The sequence below is a fragment of the Shinella sp. OV683 genome (assembly GCF_057787725.1).
Map to the genome: position 1 here is coordinate 715,028 of NZ_CM173543.1, position 18,338 is coordinate 733,365.

Sequence of the window (18,338 nt, forward strand, 5' to 3'; positions counted from 1 at the left end):
GATCCCGCATTTTTGAGCTCGATTTAGATCGATCCATTCAACGCGCGTATCGGCTGTACGGCGCATCGAAACACGCGGCGCCCGCCGTCGGACAGCCACGCTTTGTTGGCAGGCTTGACACACGTATATCCCGTCGGTTATGAGTTAGATCAATAGCCAACGAGTTATGTATTCCGATGCCGAATGCTCACGACGAACTCTTCAGGACGCTTGCAGATCCGACCCGCCGGGCGATCTTCGAGCGACTGTGCCGTGAAGGAGAGCAAACGGTCGGGGCGCTGACGGCTCAGGCCGGGGTCTCGCAGCCGGCCGTCTCAAAGCATCTCGGAGTTCTCAAGCAGGCCGGGCTGGTACGCGACCGCCATGAAGGACGACAAACCCATTACAGCGCGCAGCTTGGCGCGCTTGCCCCCCTGATCGACTGGACGAACCAGATGGGCGGGTTCTGGCAAAGCCGGTTCGATGACCTCGAAGATTTGCTCAAAAGGATGGACCAATGAAGGAAACATCGGCCCAAACGCGCCCCGACGTTGCTGAAAGAAAGTCCAAGACGACGAAAACGGCAAAACAGTCTGGAGCCGAGCCACTCCAGACGGCAGCTGAGCCGCAGCCCGGCGACGGCGCAAAGCCAGTGCTCCTGTCCGGCGGCAACCCTCAGATCGCCAAGGGTTACGGCAATGCTCCCGTGCAGGCCTATATCGCTGCCATGCCGGGCTGGAAGAGTGACGTCGGCCGCCGTCTCGATGCGCTGATCGAGCGTGCTGTCCCGGCGGTATACAAAGCGGTCAAATGGAACTCGCCCTTATATGGTATCGAGGGCCAAGGCTGGTTTCTCGGTTTTCATTGCCTGACGAAATACGTCAAGGTGGCCTTTTTCCGCGGCGCATCGCTCAGTCCTGTCCCTCCCGGGCCATCCAAGCAGAAGGACGTTCGATACCTCGATATCTACGAGGGAGACCAACTGGACGAAGCTCAGTTCACCGATTGGGTGAGGCAAGCCAGTCTTTTGCCCGGTGAAAGAATGTGAGCGTTCGATGCGAGATGGTGGCGGGCCTTGTCGGCGCCAAGCCACACGCGATTGATATCAAGTGACAATCTTCATGAGGAAAGTAACGATAGCCATGGAAAAGAAGAAAAGCGGTTCGAACGAAGGCGAACCCTCTCCCTCCCAACTGATAGATGCGAGAATAAACGATCTCCATGATTGGCGCGGCGAGATGCTCGCGCGGATCCGATCGCTCATCAAGCAGGCCGACCCCGACGTTGTGGAAGAATGGAAATGGAGAGGGGTTCCGGTGTGGGAGCATGCCGGCATCATCTGCACCGGCGAGACCTACAAGGCTGCCGTGAAGATGACATTTGCCAATGGCGCGTCGCTGGAAGATTCCTCGGGCTTGTTCAACTCCAGCCTCGAAGGCAACACGAGGCGCGCCATCGATTTCCACGAGGGCGACAAGATCGATGAGGAGGCCTTGAAGGCACTTATTCGGGCTGCCGTTGAGCTGAACACATCGAAGAAGATGGGGAAGAAAAAATGAACGAACATTCGATCGAAACGCGCACCGTCGTCGTCGAACGCGACATCGCTTATCCGCCGGAAAAGATCTGGCGCGCGCTCACGCAGCCGCATCTCATCGAGGAATGGCTGATGAAGAATGATTTCATGCCGGTGGTGGGCCACCGTTTCAATCTTCGCGGCGAGTGGGGCGGCGTGCTGGACTGCGAGGTCCTGGCCATCGAGCCGAACAAAAGCCTGTCGTATACCTGGAACTACGTGCACGACGATGCGGCCTACGATCTCAGGAGCGTGGTGACCATGACGCTTACGCCTACGGCCACCGGGACGCATCTACGGATGGAGCAGTCAGGCTTTCGTCCGGGCCAGAAGCAGGCCTACCATGGCGCCCATCACGGCTGGCAGGGGTTCTTCGGAGCACTCGAGAATGTCCTGGCGCGGCTGGACTGAAGCCGCGAATTGAATAAGCCCTGGCATCTGCCGGTGAACGTGACCACCGGCAGCATGTCAAACAAGTCAATGACACTGTGCAAGGAAGGTGGCGGTCAAGCGGATCGCCCGATGGTTTTGCACGTCTTCAGAGGAGGTCGAAATGAACTGGAACACATGGATTCGGCAGATTCACCGTTGGCTGTCCATCGCCTTTACGGTGGCCGTCATCTTCAATATCATCGCCATGGCCTGGGGGCAGCCGGCCGTCTGGGTCGGCCTCGTGGCGCTCTTTCCGCTCATCTTGCTGCTGCTCACCGGTCTATATATGTTCGTGCTGCCTTATACCGCCAAGCGGCAGAGCGGGCGACAGACCAGCATCCAGGAATGAAAACGACGGTCGGCTAAACGGGACCTCGGCGGGTCGCAAGCAAGGTTGAAGTGCGGCCCTCAGACCACTGCCAGCCCAGGTTTGCCGCTGGCTGATTTCTATGGAAGATTCAAACGATCTGTGCTTGGGATGACTTGGGCCATTGATGATGCGGCAAAAGGCTGGCTCATGAAACTGACATTTGCAATTTTATTGTGCCTTTGCCAATGCACTATGGCTGATCCAGCCTTTGCGCAGACACCCGAAAAGGCTGGCAACACAGTGAAGATCGTTGCATTCGGCACTTCCTTGACGGCGCGAGCGAACTGGCCGGAACGGCTCGGCGAAGCTTTGGCAGCCTGCACCGGTGCTGCGGTGACGGTGGAGAAGGCGGCCAAGAGCGGCGAGACCACCGAATGGGGGCTGACCCAGATCGACCATATCGTTGGGCTCGCACCGAATGTCATCCTGATCGAACTCTACGCCAATGACGCGGCACTCAACCGCTGGATCGGTGTGAGCGCCAGCCGGCAGAATTTTGCTGCCATACTCGACCAATTACATGCACGCTTGCCCAAGGCACGGATCATTACGATGAGCATGAACCCGATCTTCGGAATGCGGGGAATGATCCGCCCTTATCTGGACAGCTATGTCGAGGCACATCGCCAAGAGGCGCAGGCGCGGGGCTTGGAGTATGTCGACAATGCCAGGAACTGGGCGAAACTCGATGATGCCGAGCTTGGCAGGATCATTGCCGATGGAAGCCATCCCCTGCCGGATGAAGCATCCAAGATTGTTGTGCCGGAGTTGGTTAAGGTTCTCTCTCGTGGTCGCTGCAAGTCGCCAGACGAACAGTAATTCTAAGCTCGACGGCGGTGGTGCGATCAACGGCTATATCCGGCCGTGTGTGGAGATCGGGGCGGATAGCCCCTACAATTTCAACATCGAAGTCGGCATTTCCGTCATCAATTTCTGATGCCTCAAGCGTCCGTTGCGGCGTTTATGGGCCATAAGATGCAATGTGACCTCTGCGTGCATTAGGCAGTTGGCTGATAATTTGCATCGATTAGAATCCACCGTCCAGACGTAAGTAATAATTATCAATCTCGCGCCATCTTAGAAAACCGGACGCGAGGACTGAGCATGGTTGCAGATGAAGATGTGCATGAAATCGAGCGCCTCAAAGTGCTCGAAGAACTGCGTCTGATCAACACCGCCAGCTCTCCCGCCTTCGATGCGCTGGTAAAGGCGGCCACGGTCATTTTCAAATGCCCGATCGGTCTCGTCTCGCTGGTCAGCGATGACAAGCAGTGGTTCAAGTCCAAATGCGGCATCGACCTGGAGGGCACTGACCGGGCAGTCGCCTTCTGCGATTACACGATCCGCACCCGCCGCGAACTTGTCGTCGAAGATGCGCGGCTGGATGCACGCTTTGCCGATAATCCCTTCGTCACGGGCGAACCCCATATCCGCTTCTATGCCGGCATCCCACTGTCGATGGAAGGAACTTACCATCTCGGTTCGCTCTGCGTCATTGGCACCGAGCCGAAAATTCCGACAGAGGAAGAACTGGATCAACTCCGCCGGCTCGCCTGCGCGGTTGAAGGATTGTTCGTCGCCCACCGCGCTGCGGTCAACGCCAATGACGCATTGCTCGAAGCGCGCCTGCAGCGGCAGGAAACAGAACGGCGCGAAAAGTTGCTGCAGCATGTCGAAACGATGGCAGCAATTGGCGCATGGCGCGTGGATATCAGCAGCGGCGAAGTAACCTGGTCCGATCAAGTCCGGCGCATTTATGAAGTTCCTGCGGGCGAGGCGATCAGCCTCGAATACGGCATCAGCTTCTATGCACCCGAGGACCAGGAGATGGTGCGCGCCACCGTGGGGAGCGCAATCGAGACAGCATCGCATTTTCATTTTGATGCCGGCCTGATCACGGCGACCGGACGCAGGCGACAGGTTCGCGTTGCCGGTGATGTCGCGCGCGAGAATGACGGCCGCGCATTCATGACCGGGATCGTCCAGGACATTACCGAGGAGCATAGTGCCGCCAAACAATTGTGGCGCGCCGCCCATGTCGATGGGCTCTGCGAGATTCCCAACCGCACCTGGTTCCAGAAGACGCTGGTGGAAAAGATCGACAAGGCGAGAGACCTTTCGGGACACCTGACCTTGATGCTGCTCGATCTCGATGGCTTCAAGGAAGTCAATGACACATTGGGCCATCTTGCCGGCGATGCGGTGCTGCGCGTGGTCGCCAAGCGCCTGCAGGTCGCACTCGGCGACAGGGCGGCAATTGCCCGGCTCGGCGGTGATGAATTCACCGTGGTGATCGAGGAGCAGCTTCCAGCGGACGAGTTGCGAAAGTTGGCCGAAAGCCTGCTCGCGGACCTCCGCAAGCCGGTGCAATTCGAACGCCAGGCGATCTATTTTTCGGCCTCGATGGGGCTCGCCCGCTATCCGCAGGACGCGGGCAGTCCGGATGACCTGATGCGTTGTGCCGACATGGCCCTCTATAAGGTCAAGCGGGCCGGCCGCGGCTCGGTTGGCTATTATTCGCCGGAGATCGCCACTGTGTTCGACACGCGCCGGCTGGCGATCGAGAAGGTGCGCAGAGCCGCCGCCGATAGCGCGATCATTCCCTTCTATCAACCGAAGGTGAGGTTGAATGACCGGAGCATCTACGGGTTTGAAGCGCTGATGCGCATCCGCAACAGCGATGGGTCGATCAGCAGCCCGGCCGATTTCTGGCCGGCGCTCAGCGAGGCGACGAGCGCGCGGCTGATCAGCCAGCACATCATCACCGCCATTACCGACGATATTTCCTACTGGCTCGAAAGCGGACTCGACCCCGGTACGGTCAGTTTCAATGCTGACGAATTCTGCTTCCAGACACCAGCTTTTGCCGACGACCTGATCGCCCGGCTGGATCGCATGCACATTCCGCACGGGATGCTGGAGATCGAAGTCACGGAGACGGTGTTCTGGGGCGAGGACTCAAAGCTGGTCGGCAAGAGCCTTGAACGGCTTCACAAGCAGGGCATCCGGATTTCGGTCGACGATTTCGGCACGGGCTATGCTTCGCTCACGCATCTGCGCGATTTCCCTATCGACTGCATCAAGATTGACCAGTCGTTCATCGCCGGCTTGGGTTCCAAGGCTCAGCATACGACCATCGTCAACGCGATTGTCGATCTCGGCCACAATCTCGGCATGGAGGTCGTGGCGGAGGGGATCGAAACCGAAGGCCAGATGGATTTCCTGCGCGCGGTCGGCTGCAACAGCGGGCAGGGCTACCTGTTTTCCAAGGCTGTGCCCGCGGTCGAAGTCAGGAGCTTCCTGGTCGACGAGAGATCGGTCCTGCGCAAGGCTGCTACACTCTACTAAGCTGAGGCCGTCTTTTGCCGGCGGTGCGCGACCGCTTCCCGCCAGATGGTGAAGAGGCCCGCGCCAACGACGATGGCCGAGCCGATCACCACATTCCAATGCAGCGTTTCACCGAAGACGATGACGCCCATGAAGGATGTCAGTACCAGTTGAAAATAGGCGAAGGGCTGCACCAGAACCGCATCGAGATATTCATAGGCCTTGATCAGGCAGAAATGGCTGACGATGCCTGTGGTGCAGATCGCCGCCAGCCACAGCCAGTCGATCGGCGCAACGGCCGCCCAGTAAAACGGTCCGATGATGGTCATGAACAGGGCGCCAACGGTTCCGGTGTAGAAGAAGCTGGTGAGTGGGCCGTCATCGCGGCTGACGAGGCGTGTGATGACGGAATAGACAGCCATCATCACCGATGTCAGCACCGGGATCAGCAGCCCGAAATCGAACCCCGTCGGCTCGGGCTTGAGGATGATCAGCACCCCGCATAGACCGACGGCGATCGCCGTCCAGCGACGCCACCCGACAATCTCGCCGAGAATGGGCACCGACAGAACGGCAACGACCAGCGGAGTGGAAGCGAAGATCGCTTGCGAGTGAATGAAGCCGATTGTCTTGAAGCCGTAGAGAGCCACCGCGATCTGTGACGACAGCAGCAGGCCGCGAACAATCTGCAGGACCAGCCGCTTACTGCCCGCAATGGTGCGCAGGCCGGGCTTCGAGCGGCCGGCGACGATGATGGCGAAACCCGCAAACGCCCAGTAGCGGATCATGGTGATCAGCATCGGTGGATAGTGATCCGCGAGATGCTTGGATATGCCATCCTGCGTCGCGAAGATTGTGAAGGTGACAAGCGCGAAGAGATAGCCGGTTCGCTGGGATTTCATGATGTCTGCCATAGCGCTCGGCACGCCGAGCGGTTTACGGAACGGGCCGTGGATTGCGGTGGTTTCTTGCAGACCGACTGAGTCGTTGATGTGGTGCAAGGGCAGTTACCGGCCAATCAGTTCCGAAATGGCGCTATCTTAGGAATCGGTGATCAATCTGCCTCGGATCAGCCCGCGCAACGAGTTGCCGAGATAGAATGGCTGGTCGGCGAGCTCGGCGGGCAGGATGCGCGCAACCCGAGCCTTCTTCTGGCAAAGGAGTGAGGTGCGCAGTACCCCGGCAAGGCAACCTGAGGAGAGGGGCGGGGTCAGCAGCCTGCCTTCGGGACCTTCGACAAAGAGATTGGTGATCGTACCTTCGGATATTTCACCCTTGTCATTGAGAAGCACTACTTCATCGCACTGCTCACGCGTAAATTCACCGCGAGCAACATCATAGGTGCTGCGCATCGACGTTTTGTGGCGTAGGAGCGGCTCAGAAGAACTCAGCCGGACCGAGGCGGCAATGCGCACCGTCCACACTGCGTCGTCCGGAAGAGGTATGAAAGCGGCGCTGGTGATCTCATGGTGGCCATCGCCGAACAGTTCGAGCCGCACGCGACTCGGTTCGCTGAGAGTGCCAATCTTCTGAAGCAGTGCCGCTTTCGATTCTTCGTAGCCGGAAAAACCAAGCTTGCGGGCGGAGTTTGCCAGTCGTGCCATGTGCAGGCGCAAGCGGATGATGCCTTGACCGCGTTCGAAACGCATCGTCTCGATCAGCGAGAAGGCATTCACCGTCCGATCTCCTCGTCGCCGATTGCGAAACGGGCCTTCCAAAGACATTCGGCATATTCGTCCTGGGCGCGGGAGTCGAAGACGATGCCTCCGCCGGCATTGAACACTGCGCGACCGTCGTCAAACAGGGAGATGGTGCGGATTGCCACGTTGAAACACATGCGGCCATCGGGGGCGATGAAGCCGATCGAGCCGCAATAGGCATCGCGCGGACCGGTCTCGAGATCGTGGATGATCTCCATCGCCCGCATTTTTGGTGCGCCGGTTACAGAGCCACAGGGAAACAGTGCGGCGAAGATATCGGTGACAGTGAGGTTTGGCAGCAGCTTGGCACGGACGTGGCTGACCATCTGGTGGACCGTTGGATAGGTCTCGATATCGAACAGCTTCGGCACATCGAGCGTGCCGACTTCGGTGATGCGCGAGATATCGTTGCGCAGGAGATCGACGATCATGCGGTTTTCGGCCTGCGTCTTCTCGTCTGCCTTCATGGCCTCGACGATGGCGCGGTCCTCCTCCGGCGTTGCACCACGCTGTGCTGTGCCCTTCATCGGATGGGTCTCGATCCATCCGTCTCGATCGATATTGAAGAACAGTTCCGGCGAACGGGAGAGAACCACAGGTCCACCGAGATTGACGAGCGCACCGTAGTGTACGGGCTGGCGCTCGATCAGCGACCAGAAGGCGGCGATCGGATCGCCGGTCCATTCGGCGCGGATCGGCATGGTGAGGTTGGCCTGATAACAGTCGCCCTGGCGGATATGCCAATGCAGCTTGTCGAAACGCACCTTATAGTCGTCAAAGCTCCAGTCGGGCCGGGCGCCCTTGAGAAAGGGTTCGTTCTCTGTGCGCTGGCGCGGTGTCGACAGGGAATGATCGGGCGTCGGGCCGTCGAAGATCCCGAAAGCCATCAGCGGCGTTTCGCGGTCGAGGCTCGCTAAAGGCGCGAGCTTGTTCTCGAAGAGGTAGCCGGCTTCGTAGGACATGAAGCCGGCAATCCATTTGCCCTCGTGGCGCGCCTGTTCGAGCCGGGCGAGACCGGCGAAGAAAGACTTGGCGTCGCGTGCGACGATCAGTTCCCGAGGATCGACGAAGACCATCGTCTCGTCGGCCGGATCGTCCCGCAGCAGCACGAAGGGGGCTTCTGGATGCATTCGCCTTATCCTGACTGGTGTTTAGCCAGCCCTATCAAGGGCCTCCAACTCGTCGATAAGGCCTTCGATCATCGACAGGCCCTTGTCCCAGAACGACGGATCGGCGGCATCGAGCCCAAACGGCTGAAGAAGCTCGGCATAATGCTTGGTGCCGCCAGCCTTGAGAAGCTCGAAATACTTCTGCTGAAAGCCTTCAGCAGCATTCTGATAGACGGCATAGAGTGAGTTCACCAGGCAATCGCCGAATGCATAGGCATAGACATAGAAGGGTGAATGAATGAAATGAGGGATATAGGCCCACCAGCTCTCATAGCCCTCGGAAATCTTGATCGCCGGCCCGAGGCTCTCGCCCTGGACGGAGAGCCAGAGCTCACCGATCTGTTCCGAGGTCAGTTCGCCCTCCTTGCGCGCCGTGTGCAGCTTGCGCTCGAATTCGTAGAAGGCGATCTGGCGCACGACCGTATTGATCATATCCTCGACCTTCTGGGCGAGCATCGCCTTGCGTTCGGCGCGGTTGCTGGTCTTGGCAAGCAAGGCGCGGAACGTCAGCATCTCGCCGAATACGGAAGCGGTCTCGGCAAGGGTCAGCGGCGTCGAGCACATCAGCGCGCCCTGGCCGCCGGCCAGCACCTGATGGACGCCGTGGCCGAGTTCGTGGGCGAGGGTCATGACATCGCGCGGCTTACCGAGATAGTTGACCAACACATAGGGGTGCGCCGACGGCACGGTCGGATGGGCGAACGCGCCCGGCGCCTTGCCGGGACGGGTGGGGGCGTCGATCCAGTTCTTGTCGAAGAACTCCTTGGTGATCGCGGCCATCTCGGGGGCGAAATCATGATAGGCCGACAGCACGGTCTCGCGTGCTTCTTCCCAAGGCACGAGTTGTGCCGGCGTCTCGGGCAACGGCGCGTTGCGATCCCAGTAATTGAGCTGCTCCATGCCCAGCCACTTGGCCTTCATCTTGTAATAGCGATGCGACAGGCGCGGATAGGCTGACTTGACCGCCGAGGCGAGCGCATCGACGACCGGGCCTTCGACCCGGTTGGAGAGGTGGCGGCTGTCGGCGATATCTACGAAACCATGCCAGCGGTCGGAAATATCCTTGTCCTTGGCCAGCGTATTGGTGATCAGCGTGAAGATACGGATATTCTGCTTGAACACCGAGCCGATGGCTTCCGCGGCGATGCGGCGGGTGGCAGGCGATGGCTCCTGGAGTTTGTCGAGCGCCGCCTCGAGAGACAGCTCTTCGCCGCCGAGCGGAAAGCGTAAGGCCGCGATCGTTTCGTTGAAAAGCCGGTTCCAGGCCGCGCCGCCCGTCTGGGACTTTTCGAGAAACAGCTGCTCGATCTGATCGTCGAGTTGATGTGGCTTTTCCTTGCGCAGGTCCTCGAGCCAAGGGCGATAGTGACCGGCCGTCGAGTCCTGCGTCATGGAGAGTTCGAGCAGGCTATCCTCGATACGGTTGAGCTCCAGACCATAGAACAGAAGATTGGCGGCGATGTCGGTGATGGCGGCACTGGTATCGGAGAAGAATTTGCCCTTGGCAGGGTCGGTCATGTCGCCGTAATAAGTGAGGCCCGCATAGGAGCCGATCCGGCCGATCAGATCTTCCAGCGCCTCGAACTCCTTGAGCGACCGACCGAGCCCTTCGTCACCTGTCCTGGCGCAGGCGGCCGCAAGGTTACCTTTCCATTTCTCCTGGAAGGCTGCCGCATTTACGCGCGCCTTTTCCATATCGCCCGAGAAAAGGGGGCCATCGGCGGAGGGATAGAGATCGCCAAGATTCCAGCTGGGCAGACCGCCAAGCGGAGCGCCAGCACCGCTTTCACCGCTGGCTGCGTGGCCGATCCTGTCGGCAGGCTGCAATACCGGGGCGGTCGGGATGAAGGTCATACGGCGGTCCTCTCAAATCAACAGGCCTGCACTCATAGAGCAAAGGCAAAGGAAGTTGAACCGTCCCGCAACAGATTTCCAGATCGATAAAATGCGAGTCTTTCTCAAAACGGGATTTTCAAGCCTCTGTGTAAAATTGGCTTCAATACCCAAGAACAACAGGGAGAGAGCCTGTGAACACGCATATTCTTTTGATCGACGACGATCCGGTGCAGAGACGACTTCTCAAGCATGCGGTCGAACGGATTGGACATACTGCCCATCTTGCCGAGAACGGCAAGCAGGGACTGGAGTCGCTTTCCCGCCACGGTGACAAGATCGGCGTAATCATCCTCGACCTGATGATGCCGGAGATGAACGGTATCGCCTTCCTGAACGCCATTCGCGAGCAGGGTGTCGAAATCCCGGTGATCGTGCAGACAGGGCAGGGCGGTATCGAGACTGTGGTCATGGCGATGCGCGCCGGGGCCTTCGATTTCGTCGTCAAGCCGGTGAGCCCCGAGCGTATCGGCTCGGCCATCACCAATGCGCTGAAGGTCGATCGCAGCGGAGCATCCCGCGCACCGGCCAAAGCCCGTGCCGGCACGATCCGTTTCGGTGACATCGTTGCCGTCAGCCCGTCAATGACGCGGGTGATGGATCTGGCACGCCGCGCCGCCCAATCCGATATCCCGGTGGTGCTGGAAGGCGAATCCGGTGTCGGCAAGGAAATGGTGGCCCGCGCCATCCAATCCGGCAGCGACCGCGCCAACAAACCGTTCATCACGGTCAATTGCGGCGCCATTCCGCAGAACCTGGTCGAGAGCATCCTGTTCGGCCATGAGAAGGGCGCGTTTACCGGCGCCACCGAAAAGCACGCCGGCAAGTTCGTCGAAGCTGACGGCGGCACGCTGTTTCTGGATGAGATCGGCGAGCTGCCGCTCGACGTCCAGGTCAAGTTGCTGCGTGCCATCCAGCATGGTGAGATCGAGACGATCGGTGCCCGGCGTCCGCTCAAGGTTGATGTGCGGCTGATCTCGGCCACCAACAAGGACCTGATCGCTGCGGTGAAAAATGGGGAGTTCCGCGAGGACCTCTACTATCGCCTCAATGTCTTTCCGATCACCATTCCGGCGCTGCGTCGCCGCAAGGAAGACATTCCGGTGCTGGCCCGGGCCTTCGTCGAGCGGTTCGCCGCCGGCCAGAAGCTGGACTATGTGCCGGAACTGACACCGGCTGCCATGGCACTGCTGACTGCTTTCGATTGGCCCGGCAATATCCGCCAGCTTGAAAACACGATCTTCCGTGCGATTGTGCTGGCCCAGGGTCATCAACTCAACATTGATGACTTCACGCAGATCGCCGCGCAGATTCCGGGTTATATCACCGAGAATGGCGAAAGCATCTTCTCGGGGAGCCGGGATGTCATGCCGGTGCCGAGCCTTTCGATCACCGACATGCCGGGGGTCTATCCCGATTTCCGCAGACCTGAGTCCGAAGAGCGGGAAACGCAGAGGTCGCAACCTGCGGCCGCAGCATCGAACTACTCTGCCGATGGCACGATTGCCGGCCTTGGCGCAGACGGTGGGGTCCGCACAATCGCGGCGGTTGAAGAAGAGTTGATCCGGTTCGCGCTCCGCTTTTATCGTGGCCAGATGAGCGAGGTTGCTCGCCGTCTCGGAATCGGACGCTCGACGCTCTATCGGAAGCTCAAGGATTACGGCATCGATCCGGATGATCCGCTGAAGCATCCCGTGCTCGAGGAAAGCGAAGTCGGATAAACTGATTCGCAAAAAGGCGGCTAAAGTGATGAAATGCGCTCCAGGATCAATCCTTGGGGCGCTTTTTTCTGTGGATGCTGGCGTACCTTGAGTTGTCCGTCTGTGCGGCTCAACAATCTGTATTTGGCAGAAATTCATTGTTTTTTAGGGATTCAGCCAGCCTGGAACAAGAAAATTCGTTCACACTAATGTTCTGGAGTTTCACTTTCCGTGAAAAAAGCGCTGGAAAAACGCGCCAAAATCGGCATAAACGCTTCAGTTGGTAAAAATCACGGTTGGCGTTTAGTCCTTGTTAGGGCATCGTTCACTATAATTTTGGACAAGACGTTAAGTAGCGCATTTGCCATCGTCTTACCTCATTTCGCCTCCAAGGAGGCAAGCGGGACGGTAGCCAGTGGACGGGGATCGAGTTGTACCAAGCCATTAAGACCCAAAACCGGTTTGTAAGAGCACTGGTTGGTTTTGCTGCATATCTGCGGAAGCCTGCGGTCGCTTTGAAGGTCGCTGCGGCTGGCGCAGTGCTGGCAACCACGCTGCTTACATCGGGTGTCGCTGCTGCCGGACAGACCCGTGCGCTGAAGATTTATCACCTGCATACGCATGAGAAGATGACCATCGTCTTCAAGCGCAACGGCCGTTACGATGCTGCCGGCCTCAAGAAGCTCAACATGATCCTGCGCGACTGGCGTCGCAACGAACCGACCCGCATGGATCCGCGCCTGTTCGATTTGATCTGGGAAGTCTACCAGAAATCCGGTTCGCACGATTACATCAATGTCGTCTGCGGTTACCGCGCGCCAGAAACCAACCAGATGCTCCGCTCGCGTTCGCGTGGCGTCGCCGAAAAAAGCCAGCACATGCTTGGCAAGGCCCTCGACTTTTACATTCCGGACGTTTCGCTGCGTAAGCTGCGTGAAATTGGCGTGAAATTCCAGGTCGGTGGTGTCGGCTTCTACCCGACATCCGGTTCGCCCTTCGTGCATATGGATGTTGGTGGCGTTCGTGCCTGGCCGCGCTTGCCGCGCCGCGAACTCGCCCGCCTGTTCCCCGACGGCAAGACGCTGCATCACCCCGCCGAAGGTGGCCAGATGCCGGGCTATGCTGCCGCTCTGGCAGATTACAAGCGCCGCGTCGGTGCCGACGCGATCGTGGTTGCCGGCGGCAACTCCAAGAACAGCGACAATGTTCGCAGCGGCAGCAAGAGCCTGCTTGCGGCACTGTTCTCCCGGGCTGACGAGAACGAAGAAGAGATCAACGACGTTCCGGCAAAGGCAGAGCAGCCCAAGGCTGACCGCCGCCGCAACACCAAGCTTGAAGACCAGCCGATCCTGACGGCTGCCGCCGACGAGGAAGTCGTCAAGGAAGACAAGTTCAAGGCGCCGGTACCGATCGTTCGCCCCGCCTTCAACGACGCTCAGCCGACAATCGAAACGGCGCTGCTCGGCACGAAGAAGAATACTGCCGACGAGGCGATGCAGGCTGCTTTGACGACGAAGCCGGATGAGGAGTTGGTCGCCAAGAGCGAAGAAACCGAGACCGAATTCACCAATCTTGCTCAGTATCGCATTCCCGTTCCGCATCTTCTTGGCGCGCGCAAGCAGCCCGGCGATGCTGATGGCGAATTGCTGACAGCCTCTCTCGACCCGTCTGATGTTGCGTCGCTGTCCTCCGTGCCTGTGCCGGGCGTTCGTCCCGAGGCCCAGCTTGCCAAGGCGGATGACGGTGAAACAATGCCTGCGGGTGACCTGAAGCCTGAGGAAATCGCAGCGCTTGCTGCTGAAACGGGCGACGACCAGGGCGATGCGTCGACCGATGAAGACGATACGGCTAGCATCATCAACAGCCTGGACCAAGCCGATGCCAAGGACAGCCAGGGCAACCTCGCTGAAATGGCTTCGCTCGACGTTCCCAAGCAGGCCTTGACCCGCTCGTTCACGCTGCCTGCCGACGTGAAGATCGGCGATGCCGAGCCCGTCGTGCAGAAGGTGATCAAGGGTGGCCGCCCGCATAAGAGCGAAGCGGATGCCGCTGCTGCCGATAGCGTGCGCACCGAGCCGAAGCTGACCCAGAACATGATTGCCCAGTGGGCATTGGACAAGGGTCTCGCCGAGATCCTGACCAAGCCGGTCAAGGCGCCGCGTTTCGTCAGCCGCACGATGCGCAAGCTGCCGACGGAGGTCTATGCCGACGGATTTATCCAGACATCAGCGCAGGTCGATCCGGCGCGGTTCTCCGGCACGGCCGTCAACTTCCTCTCCGTGAAGAAGTTCAGCGCTCAGGACTGACCGAATATTCCGGGACGCCCAGAGCGGCGCCTCATAAAGACAAGACAGAAAAAAAGCCGCCGGATCGATGATCCGGCGGCTTTTTCAATTCCAGTATTCGAAGCTTATTCTTCGTCGGCCGGTGCGGTTTCCAGCATGCCGAGCGCGAGCAGGTAGGTTTCCAGGATCGCTTCCTGTTCCATCCGCTCATCCTTGTCCTGCTTGCGGATCGAGATCACCTTCTTGAGGATCTTGGTATCGAAGCCGGTACCCTTGGCTTCGCCGTAGACGTCCTTGATGTCGTCTGCGATCGTCTTTTTTTCTTCTTCCAGCCGTTCGATACGCTCAATGAAAGACCTGAGCTGATCGCGGGCCACGCCATGTGCATCAGACATACGCCTGCTCCTTGGATGATTCCCTGATTTAAAATCCGGCCGATCAGGTGCCGCGAAAGCCTCGTGAGGTCAAGCGGAATCGGCGAGAAAGAATGCTAACCGTGTTTGGGACGATTGGCTTCGAACGGTGCCTTCTGCGCGTCGGAGGCTTCCGATTGCTGCAAGCGTTTCCAGGCCTCGTAGGGCATGCCATAGACGTGCTCGCGGGACTCATCCTTGGTCACTGGCGCGCCTGCAGCATTGGCGGCCTCGAGATACCAGTTGGAAAGGCAGTTGCGGCAGAAGCCCGCGAGGTTCATCAGGTCGATGTTCTGGACATCGCTGCGCTCGCGCAGATGTTCCACGAGCCGGCGGAAGGCGGCGGCCTCGAATTCGGTCTGCTGGTCTTTGCTGAGTTCGGTCATTTCATTCCTCCCGAGAGCTATGCCTCATAGGGGCCGGTGCGCGATGTGTAGACCTGGTACTTATGCAGTCCCGGCTCGGCATTCAATGCAGAGAAAACCGGCGCCAGCCGATCGACCCAGCTCTGGACACCCGCATCGTCGCCGATCAGATCCTGGCGGACTTCCAGCAACACATGCGGAATGCCGACCTTCATGCAATGACGGTACATCGTATCGCCCCTGAGCGCACCGTCGTAGGGCTCGTTGTCGCCAATGGTGATGTCGCCCATCCCCGCGAGCATATCGATCAGGGGCACCGGTGCGCGCGGATCGGCATCCCAGAGTACGGCGGCGTGCCAGGGGCGCGCCACACCCTTCCAGAACGGGGTGAAGGAATGCAGCGAAATCACCAATGGCGGTTGGCCGGTCGCCTCCGCCATATCGCTGATCATTGCGGCGATGGCACTGTGGTAAGGACGATGGAAGCGCGCGATGCGCTCGTCCCATTGTTCTGACGAGATTGGATGGTTGCCGGGGATGACGGCGCCGTCCGAGATTTTCATCACCAGCGTCGGGTCGTCCTCGCCGCGGTTCGGATCGATCAGCAGCCTTGAAAAGCAGCTCATCACAGCGGGTGCGTCGAGCCGGGCAGCCAACCCCCGCGTCAAGGCTTCGATGCCGATATCGTAAGCGATGTGGCGCGCGAACGCCTCCGGCGCCAGGCCGAGCGAACCATATTCGGGCGGCAGGCGGTTTGTTGCGTGATCGGCAAGCAGAATTAAGCCGCGCGCAAGGTCACCCGGGATAGTTTCGAAAGCGGGAAAATCCGGCATCGGCACTCTTTTTTGACACTTTTCTTCTGTCTTTGCATGGAGTTCGGCTGCTTTCAAGGCTGCTGTTGTTGTGACTTTTCGCAATGGCGAATATGAGTATGAATCGAAACACGGCAACCGGGCCTCCGGGATGCGCGCACCATATGAGAGAGCAATCGCGACTTGGCGATTCCAGAAGCTGGCAGACACCGTTTTGCCGGATATAATCGATTGAAAATGCGTTGACATTCAAAACATATCGACGCACAAGAGCCACTTGGCAGGTCGGAGCCACTGACGTCATGCTCGTGAAATCAAAAGCCCGTAACGTCCATTTCACCCGGAAAGCAATTTCGGGTTCAGACGCGCGGCTTCCAAAGGGAATTTGGATGCGGAATTGCATATCGGCTGGGCTTTTCGCCGTTGCCGCCACCACATTTTCGTTCGCCGCCGCGGCACCCGCAAAGGCGGAATTCCGCGTTTGCAATGCGACGCAGAACCTTGTGGGCGTGGCGATCGGCTACCGGGCGAAGGAAGGCTGGATCTCCGAAGGCTGGTGGCAGATCCCAGCCACGCAATGCGCAACCCTGATCGAAGGTCAGCTGCAGTCGCGTTTCTACTATCTCTATGCCGAAGATGCCGCCCGCGGCGGCCGCTGGACCGGTGGCGTCAACATGTGCGTCGCCGAAAACGAATTCAAGATCACCGGCGTGCAGGATTGCTATGCGCGCGGGTTCCAGCAATTCGGATTCAAGGAATATGACACCGGGCGTCAGGGTAGCTGGATGGTTCAGTTGACAGACACGCCCGCATCGCAAGAAAGCCAGAATTGATGAAGCGGAACAGGAAAGTCAAAATCCTCGCCACCTTGGGGCCGGCCTCCAGTGAAGAATCCATGATCGAAAAGCTGCACCAGGCCGGTGCCGATCTCTTTCGCATCAATATGAGCCATTCCAGCCACGAGATGATGCGGACGCTGATCGGCCGCATCCGGGCGGTGGAAGCGCGTTCGGGCCGCCCGATCGGCATCCTCGCCGACCTGCAGGGCCCTAAGCTGCGCGTCGGCAAATTTGCCAACGGTTCCGTCGAGCTCAAGGCGGGCCAGACGTTTACGCTCGACAATAATGAAGCGCCTGGCGACGAAAATCGGGTCTTCCTGCCGCATCCGGAAATCCTGGAATCGGTCAAGGTCGGAGATCGCCTGCTGATTGACGATGGCAAGCTGCATCTCAAGGCCGAGGTTTGCGACGGCACGAGCATCGTCACGAAAGTGATCGCCGGCAACAAGATTTCCGACAAGAAGGGCGTCAGCCTTCCTGATACGCTGCTCGCCATCGGTGCGCTGACCGACAAGGACCGTGTCGACCTCGACGCCGTTCTGGCAACCGGCAGCGTTGACTGGGTGGCGCTTTCCTTTGTACAGCGGCCGGAAGATCTGGCTGAAGTGCGCAAGATCGCCAAGAACCGCGTCGGCATCATGTCGAAGATCGAAAAGCCGCAGGCAATCGAGCGGATTGACGAGATCATCGAACTCTCCGACGCGTTGATGGTCGCCCGTGGCGACCTTGGCGTGGAAATGCCGCTGGAAGCCGTTCCCGGCATCCAGAAGCAGCTGACCCGTGCCTGCCGCAAGGTCGGCAAGCCGGTAGTGGTCGCGACCCAGATGCTGGAATCGATGATCTCGGCCGCCGTGCCGACCCGCGCGGAAGTTTCCGACGTCGCCACTGCGGTGTTCGAAGGTGCCGACGCTATCATGCTGTCGGCGGAATCGGCTTCCGGCCAGTATCCGATCGAAGCGGTGACGACCATGGCGTCGATCGCCAGCACGGTCGAGCGCGACCCTTATTACTCCAACATCATCCATGCGCAGCGTCCGCAGCCGGAAGCGACCGGCGCCGACGCTATTTCGCTTGCGGCCCGCGAGATCGCCGAGACGCTAAAACTGTCGGCCATCGTCTGTTATACGGGCTCTGGGAATACGGGCCTGCGTGCCGCCCGCGAGCGGCCTGAAGTGCCGGTCCTGGCGCTGTCGCCGATCATCGAGACGGCGCGTCGCCTGTCGATCGTCTGGGGCCTGCATTGCGTGGTCACCGAAGACGCGCACGACCTTGACGACATGGTCAACCGCGCCTGCCGCATCGTCCACAATGAAGGCTTCGGCAAGCCCGGCGACCGGCTGATCATCACCGCCGGTGTACCGCTTGGAACGCCGGGGGCGACCAACATGCTGCGCATCGCCTATATCGGCTCCGATGGCTTGAGCGGCATCTGATTGTGTAAAGGAGATTGGGCGCCTTCGGGCGCCCTTTTCATTTGA

General features: G+C 59.3%; 18 protein-coding genes. 11 read left to right on the forward strand and 7 right to left on the reverse strand.

The window, feature by feature from the left end; translation table 11 throughout:
• Positions 1 to 176 precede the first annotated feature (176 nt).
• The 7 genes from ACXHRN_RS03470 (at position 177) to ACXHRN_RS03500 (ending at position 5,705) form a co-directional block, all read left to right on the forward strand.
• Positions 177 to 500 carry an ArsR/SmtB family transcription factor gene (locus ACXHRN_RS03470; protein WP_488639951.1) on the forward strand — a complete coding sequence of 108 codons (324 nt, stop codon included), beginning with the start codon at positions 177 to 179 and terminating at the stop codon, positions 498 to 500.
• Positions 497 to 1,027: a DUF1801 domain-containing protein gene (locus tag ACXHRN_RS03475; RefSeq protein WP_488639952.1), complete on the forward strand. Its 531-nt coding sequence runs from the start codon at positions 497 to 499 to the stop codon at positions 1,025 to 1,027. The genes ACXHRN_RS03470 and ACXHRN_RS03475 overlap by 4 nt, the downstream gene beginning before the upstream one ends.
• 73 nt (positions 1,028 to 1,100) lie before the next feature.
• Complete coding sequence (locus ACXHRN_RS03480) at positions 1,101 to 1,538, forward strand: DUF1801 domain-containing protein (protein ID WP_488639953.1); 438 nt, start codon at positions 1,101 to 1,103, stop codon at positions 1,536 to 1,538.
• The gene (locus tag ACXHRN_RS03485) at positions 1,535 to 1,966 is read left to right on the forward strand and encodes an SRPBCC family protein (protein ID WP_488639954.1); all 432 of its coding nucleotides are present in this window, start codon (positions 1,535 to 1,537) and stop codon (positions 1,964 to 1,966) included. The genes ACXHRN_RS03480 and ACXHRN_RS03485 overlap by 4 nt, the downstream gene beginning before the upstream one ends.
• A 142-nt stretch (positions 1,967 to 2,108) precedes the next feature.
• On the forward strand, positions 2,109 to 2,336 hold the full coding sequence (locus ACXHRN_RS03490) for a hypothetical protein (RefSeq protein ID WP_488639955.1): 228 nt from the start codon (positions 2,109 to 2,111) through the stop codon (positions 2,334 to 2,336).
• A gap of 213 nt (positions 2,337 to 2,549) precedes the next feature.
• On the forward strand, positions 2,550 to 3,176 hold the full coding sequence (locus ACXHRN_RS03495) for an SGNH/GDSL hydrolase family protein (protein ID WP_488639956.1): 627 nt from the start codon (positions 2,550 to 2,552) through the stop codon (positions 3,174 to 3,176).
• 285 nt (positions 3,177 to 3,461) lie between these two features.
• On the forward strand, positions 3,462 to 5,705 hold the full coding sequence (locus tag ACXHRN_RS03500) for a putative bifunctional diguanylate cyclase/phosphodiesterase (protein ID WP_488639957.1): 2,244 nt from the start codon (positions 3,462 to 3,464) through the stop codon (positions 5,703 to 5,705).
• On the opposite strand, the gene ACXHRN_RS03505 is transcribed toward ACXHRN_RS03500, so the two are convergent.
• From ACXHRN_RS03505 to ACXHRN_RS03520, 4 genes are all read right to left on the reverse strand, one after another.
• Positions 5,702 to 6,586 (reverse strand): DMT family transporter, encoded by an 885-nt coding sequence (locus ACXHRN_RS03505; RefSeq protein WP_488639958.1) that lies wholly within the window; start codon positions 6,584 to 6,586, stop codon positions 5,702 to 5,704. The genes ACXHRN_RS03500 and ACXHRN_RS03505 overlap by 4 nt on opposite strands.
• A gap of 138 nt (positions 6,587 to 6,724) precedes the next feature.
• Complete coding sequence (locus tag ACXHRN_RS03510) at positions 6,725 to 7,360, reverse strand: aminotransferase class IV family protein (RefSeq protein WP_488639959.1); 636 nt, start codon at positions 7,358 to 7,360, stop codon at positions 6,725 to 6,727.
• Positions 7,357 to 8,514 carry an aminodeoxychorismate synthase component I gene (locus ACXHRN_RS03515; RefSeq protein ID WP_488639960.1) on the reverse strand — a complete coding sequence of 386 codons (1,158 nt, stop codon included), beginning with the start codon at positions 8,512 to 8,514 and terminating at the stop codon, positions 7,357 to 7,359. The genes ACXHRN_RS03510 and ACXHRN_RS03515 overlap by 4 nt, the downstream gene beginning before the upstream one ends.
• Positions 8,515 to 8,535: 21 nt before the next feature.
• Positions 8,536 to 10,407 (reverse strand): M3 family oligoendopeptidase, encoded by a 1,872-nt coding sequence (locus tag ACXHRN_RS03520; RefSeq protein WP_488639961.1) that lies wholly within the window; start codon positions 10,405 to 10,407, stop codon positions 8,536 to 8,538.
• A 173-nt stretch (positions 10,408 to 10,580) separates the two neighbouring features.
• On the opposite strand from ACXHRN_RS03520, the gene ACXHRN_RS03525 reads away from it, so the two are divergent.
• Both ACXHRN_RS03525 and ACXHRN_RS03530 read left to right on the forward strand, forming a co-directional pair.
• Positions 10,581 to 12,167 (forward strand): sigma-54-dependent transcriptional regulator, encoded by a 1,587-nt coding sequence (locus ACXHRN_RS03525; protein WP_488639962.1) that lies wholly within the window; start codon positions 10,581 to 10,583, stop codon positions 12,165 to 12,167.
• 452 nt (positions 12,168 to 12,619) lie between these two features.
• Positions 12,620 to 14,452, forward strand: coding sequence for a peptidoglycan L,D-endopeptidase MepK (locus ACXHRN_RS03530; protein ID WP_488641818.1), 1,833 nt, complete (start codon positions 12,620 to 12,622; stop codon positions 14,450 to 14,452).
• A 104-nt stretch (positions 14,453 to 14,556) separates the two neighbouring features.
• Here ACXHRN_RS03530 and ACXHRN_RS03535 read toward each other — a convergent pair whose 3' ends face one another.
• From ACXHRN_RS03535 to ACXHRN_RS03545, 3 genes are all read right to left on the reverse strand, one after another.
• Positions 14,557 to 14,826 (reverse strand): DUF2312 domain-containing protein, encoded by a 270-nt coding sequence (locus ACXHRN_RS03535; RefSeq protein WP_488639963.1) that lies wholly within the window; start codon positions 14,824 to 14,826, stop codon positions 14,557 to 14,559.
• Positions 14,827 to 14,921: 95 nt separating this feature from the next.
• Positions 14,922 to 15,230, reverse strand: coding sequence for a DUF1244 domain-containing protein (locus tag ACXHRN_RS03540; RefSeq protein WP_488639964.1), 309 nt, complete (start codon positions 15,228 to 15,230; stop codon positions 14,922 to 14,924).
• A 17-nt stretch (positions 15,231 to 15,247) separates the two neighbouring features.
• Positions 15,248 to 16,042: an N-formylglutamate amidohydrolase gene (locus tag ACXHRN_RS03545; RefSeq protein WP_488639965.1), complete on the reverse strand. Its 795-nt coding sequence runs from the start codon at positions 16,040 to 16,042 to the stop codon at positions 15,248 to 15,250.
• A 368-nt stretch (positions 16,043 to 16,410) separates the two neighbouring features.
• Here ACXHRN_RS03545 and ACXHRN_RS03550 point away from each other — a divergent pair, with 368 nt between their 5' ends.
• Complete coding sequence (locus ACXHRN_RS03550; protein ID WP_488639966.1) at positions 16,411 to 16,854, forward strand: DUF1036 domain-containing protein; 444 nt, start codon at positions 16,411 to 16,413, stop codon at positions 16,852 to 16,854.
• On the forward strand, positions 16,854 to 18,293 hold the full coding sequence (pyk, locus tag ACXHRN_RS03555) for a pyruvate kinase (protein WP_488639967.1): 1,440 nt from the start codon (positions 16,854 to 16,856) through the stop codon (positions 18,291 to 18,293). Before ACXHRN_RS03550 ends, pyk begins: the two co-directional genes overlap by 1 nt.
• Positions 18,294 to 18,338 lie beyond the last annotated feature (45 nt).

Bases quoted from the DNA above. Each gene is read 5' to 3' on its own strand.
- ACXHRN_RS03545 (WP_488639965.1), bottom strand. From the start codon at position 16,042: ATGCCGGATTTTCCCGCTTTCGAAACTATCCCGGGTGACCTTGCGCGC.
- ACXHRN_RS03485 (WP_488639954.1), top strand. From the start codon at position 1,535: ATGAACGAACATTCGATCGAAACGCGCACCGTCGTCGTCGAACGCGAC.
- ACXHRN_RS03505 (WP_488639958.1), bottom strand. From the start codon at position 6,586: ATGAAATCCCAGCGAACCGGCTATCTCTTCGCGCTTGTCACCTTCACA.
- ACXHRN_RS03540 (WP_488639964.1), bottom strand. From the start codon at position 15,230: ATGACCGAACTCAGCAAAGACCAGCAGACCGAATTCGAGGCCGCCGCC.
- ACXHRN_RS03535 (WP_488639963.1), bottom strand. From the start codon at position 14,826: ATGTCTGATGCACATGGCGTGGCCCGCGATCAGCTCAGGTCTTTCATT.
- ACXHRN_RS03495 (WP_488639956.1), top strand. From the start codon at position 2,550: ATGGCTGATCCAGCCTTTGCGCAGACACCCGAAAAGGCTGGCAACACA.
- ACXHRN_RS03480 (WP_488639953.1), top strand. From the start codon at position 1,101: ATGAGGAAAGTAACGATAGCCATGGAAAAGAAGAAAAGCGGTTCGAAC.
- pyk (WP_488639967.1), top strand. From the start codon at position 16,854: ATGAAGCGGAACAGGAAAGTCAAAATCCTCGCCACCTTGGGGCCGGCC.
- ACXHRN_RS03515 (WP_488639960.1), bottom strand. From the start codon at position 8,514: ATGCATCCAGAAGCCCCCTTCGTGCTGCTGCGGGACGATCCGGCCGAC.
- ACXHRN_RS03550 (WP_488639966.1), top strand. From the start codon at position 16,411: ATGCGGAATTGCATATCGGCTGGGCTTTTCGCCGTTGCCGCCACCACA.
- ACXHRN_RS03500 (WP_488639957.1), top strand. From the start codon at position 3,462: ATGGTTGCAGATGAAGATGTGCATGAAATCGAGCGCCTCAAAGTGCTC.
- ACXHRN_RS03520 (WP_488639961.1), bottom strand. From the start codon at position 10,407: ATGACCTTCATCCCGACCGCCCCGGTATTGCAGCCTGCCGACAGGATC.
- ACXHRN_RS03475 (WP_488639952.1), top strand. From the start codon at position 497: ATGAAGGAAACATCGGCCCAAACGCGCCCCGACGTTGCTGAAAGAAAG.
- ACXHRN_RS03490 (WP_488639955.1), top strand. From the start codon at position 2,109: ATGAACTGGAACACATGGATTCGGCAGATTCACCGTTGGCTGTCCATC.
- ACXHRN_RS03470 (WP_488639951.1), top strand. From the start codon at position 177: ATGCCGAATGCTCACGACGAACTCTTCAGGACGCTTGCAGATCCGACC.